Origin of the sequence: Desulfocurvus sp., assembly GCF_023230885.1 — a bacterium.
In the GTDB taxonomy this organism is placed as follows: domain Bacteria; phylum Desulfobacterota; class Desulfovibrionia; order Desulfovibrionales; family Desulfovibrionaceae; genus Desulfocurvus.
Genome location: NZ_JALNWM010000283.1, coordinates 1 through 2,974, shown reverse-complemented (window position 1 = coordinate 2,974; position 2,974 = coordinate 1). Strand labels below are relative to the sequence as shown.

2 protein-coding genes and 1 pseudogene are annotated in these 2,974 nt (G+C 76.9%); all 3 read right to left on the bottom strand.

Annotated features, from left to right (window positions below; genetic code table 11):
• Nucleotides 1-583: 583 nt before the first annotated feature.
• Nucleotides 584-1,663, bottom strand: coding sequence for a tRNA lysidine(34) synthetase TilS (gene tilS / locus M0P34_RS14680; RefSeq protein ID WP_291500452.1), 1,080 nt, complete (start codon nucleotides 1,661-1,663; stop codon nucleotides 584-586).
• Nucleotides 1,664-2,136: 473 nt separating this feature from the next.
• Nucleotides 2,137-2,472 (bottom strand): hypothetical protein, encoded by a 336-nt coding sequence (locus M0P34_RS14675; protein ID WP_291500450.1) that lies wholly within the window; start codon nucleotides 2,470-2,472, stop codon nucleotides 2,137-2,139.
• Between the two features lie 10 nt (nucleotides 2,473-2,482).
• Nucleotides 2,483-2,974 (bottom strand): annotated as a pseudogene (locus M0P34_RS14670) (glutamyl-tRNA reductase); the annotation flags it as partial.

Genomic DNA, 2,974 nt, shown 5'->3' with positions numbered 1-2,974 from the left:
TGCGGGGGTGTGGCGGGGGGGGGGGGGTGTGTGGGGGGGGGGGGGGGGGGGGCAAACGCGTGGTGTGCCCGGGGGGCGCCGGGCACGGGCCAGGGCGTTGCGCCAGGGCTGGGAGTCTTGAGCCTGGGAGTCGGGCGGCGGGGTTTGGGGGGCGCCGTTGCATGGATGTGGGCGCGAGCGCGTGGTGTGCCCAGGGGGCGCCGGGCATGGGCCTGGGGCTGGCCGGTATCGTCGGGCCGGGGGAGCGGATGGACGGCAGGCCGGGGGCTGGGCGCGGGGCAGGGCGTTGTGTTGCGCCGGGCGCCCCGGCGTCGCGCGAGGACGTGGGGCGCAGGGCAGGGAGGGCCTGGGCGCGGGGGCCTGGGGGCGCCGAGCTGGCGCCTCGGGCGCGGGTTTTGGGACGGAGGGGCCTGGGTCTGGATAACGGGGCGGCGGGGCAGGCCCCCTGGCGTATGCGGGCATGGCGGGCCCCAGGCAGGGGGCAGGGGCCAGGACAGGGGGGCGGAGCCGTCTTGGTCCGGCCCGGGCGCTGGCGGGATGTGCCCCTGGCCGGACCTGCCGCCTGCCGCCCGGGGGGCCGGGCTCAGGCCCGGTTCGCGCCCCCGGCGTCCGCCCGGGAAAAGCGGACCCCGCGCGCCGCTCCGGCGAGGATGTGCGCGGTCTTGGGCCCCGGAAATTGCAGGACTGCGCCGCCCCGGCCCGAGGCCCAGGCGCGCTCCAGGCGGAAGAGGCCCTCGGCCAGGGGTTGGCCCGGCCCCAGGGCCTCCAGGGCGGCCTTGAACAGCCGCAGGCGCTGGGCCGGGGCCAGGGGGGCCAGCAGGGCCCCGGGCAGCAGCAGTGCCCCGGGAGCCCCGGGCACGGCCTCGGCCCGGGACAGCAGGGCGGCCGTTTCGGCGGCGAACTGCTCGGCGTCCAGGCGCGCCAGGCGCCATTGGGTGGCCACCTGGCGCAGGAAGTTGGGATTCTCGGCCAACAGCTGCGGCAGCACGGTGTGGCGCATGCGGTTGCGCAGGAAGCGCGGATCGGCGTTGGAGGGATCTTCGGTCCAGGGCAGGCCCAGGGCGGCGACCAGGGCGCGCGCCCGGGCGCGCGGGGCCAGCAGCAGGGGCCGCAGCAGACAGCGCTCCCGGTCCCAGGCGCGCATGCCGCCGAGCTGTGGCCAGCCCGCGCCGCGCGTCAGGCGCATGAGCACGTCCTCGGCCAGGTCTTCCAGCACATGGCCAACGGCCAGCACCGTGGCGCCCCGGCGTTTCATGGCTCCGGCCAGGAAGGCGTAGCGCGCCTGACGGGCGGCGTCCTCCAGGCCCAGGCCCCGGGCCGCGGCCAGGGCGCCCACATCCTCGCGCCCCGTTTCGCAGGGCAGGCCCAGGCGGGCGCAGAGGCGCGCGGCGGCCCGGGCCTCGGTTGCGGATTCGGGGCGCAGGCCGTGGTCCAGGTGCGCGGCGGCCACGGCGCAGCCCAGGCGCGGCGCCAGCACGGCCAGGGCCGCGAGCAGGGCGGTGGAGTCCAGCCCGCCGGAAAAGGCGGCCAGCACCGTGCGGCCCCGCAGGTCCAGGCCCAGCTCCTCGCGCACGAAGCGCTCCACCGCAAGGCAGAAATGGGCCGCCCGGGGGGGCAGGTCCTGGAGCCTGGGGGCGGCGGGGGCGGCGGGAGCTGTGGGCACGGGGCCTCCTGGGGCTGTGGGGCTGCGTGGGTGCGGGCCGGGGGCCGGGCGCGCCTGGAACCTGCCGCCGCCCCGGACGCCGGGGCCCGGGCGGGGCTTCGGCCGCGCCGAGGTTCCGGCCATTGTCCGCGACCGGGCCCAATGGGCCGCGCGGCACCTGGAACGCATCGCCGCCCTGGGCCGGAGCCCGAGCGGGCCGGGCGGTGCCTGCGGAGGCGGGTTTCGCGGTCGCCCGGGCCGCGGCGCCGGTGCATCTGCTGCCGGGCGGCAGCCGCCCGTCCCGGGGGGGGCCGCCGCCCGGGAAAACGGCCCCGGCCCGGGCGCAAGAGCCCGCGAGCCGGAAGCGGGGTGTCCGCCGCGGGGGTGACCCGGTGCCGCGTGGCTCAAGGCGGCCACGGCCCTTGGCGCATGCCGCCATCCCAAGGCCGAAGGATCGCGTCCTGGCTCTCCGCCCCTGTCTCGGGGGCGCGAATCTAGACGGGGATGTCCAGCTCGCGCAGGGTGCGGTCCAGCTCGTCCATGATCCAGGTCCGCTGGGCGGGGTCGGCGTAGCACACGCACGAGCAGCGCAGGCGGTTGCGGGCGCGCACCAGGAGCTCCGCCCGCACCCAGTCCTCGCCGAGCTCCACGCCCACGCTGTGCGGGCCGCAGTCCCCGGCGTGGTCGCGCTGTTCGGCGCCGAGCAGCGCCTCGGGCAGGTCCAGCCAGTACATGGCGTCCACGGAGCTTTTCATGCCTCGGGCGTCCAGGGCCCGGGCCAGCCGCCGCACGTCGTCGGGATTCAGGTCGTCGATATGGTAGCTGCGCATGGCTGTCTCGTCAGGACTCGTCGTCGGTTGCGGCGGCGTGGACGCAACGGGCCGGGCGCAGGGGCAGCACGGCCCCCTTGCGCTGGGCGTGGGCCTCGGCGGGCACGCTGTCGTCGTCGAGGTTGAACATGTGCCGCGTGGTGTTAATGATGTTCTGGGCGCGGCCCTCTTCCTGGGTGCGGCGCTTCAGGTAGGCGATGGGCTCGTGGTAGAGCTTGTGGGCCACGGAGTGGACCAGGGTCCGCAGGGCCTCTTCGGTCTCGGGGGACACGTCGGGCCCCAGGCGCTTCAGGGTCTTGGCCAGTTCGCGCTCGGCCACGGCCTCGCCGCGCGCCAGCAGGTCCACGATGGTCGGTTGCAGCTCGAGGGACTCCAGCCAGCGCGAGAACGCGCCGACCTCCTCCTCCACGATGGCCCCGGCCTTGACGGCCTCGTCGCGGCGGGCGGCGAGGTTCTCCTCCACCACCTCCTTCAGGTCGTCGATGTCGTAGAGGTAGACGTT

What these genes read in the sequence shown, in the direction of transcription:
- M0P34_RS14675 (WP_291500450.1), bottom strand. Translation starts at nt 2,472, where the DNA reads ATGCGCAGCTACCATATCGACGACCTGAATCCCGACGACGTGCGGCGG.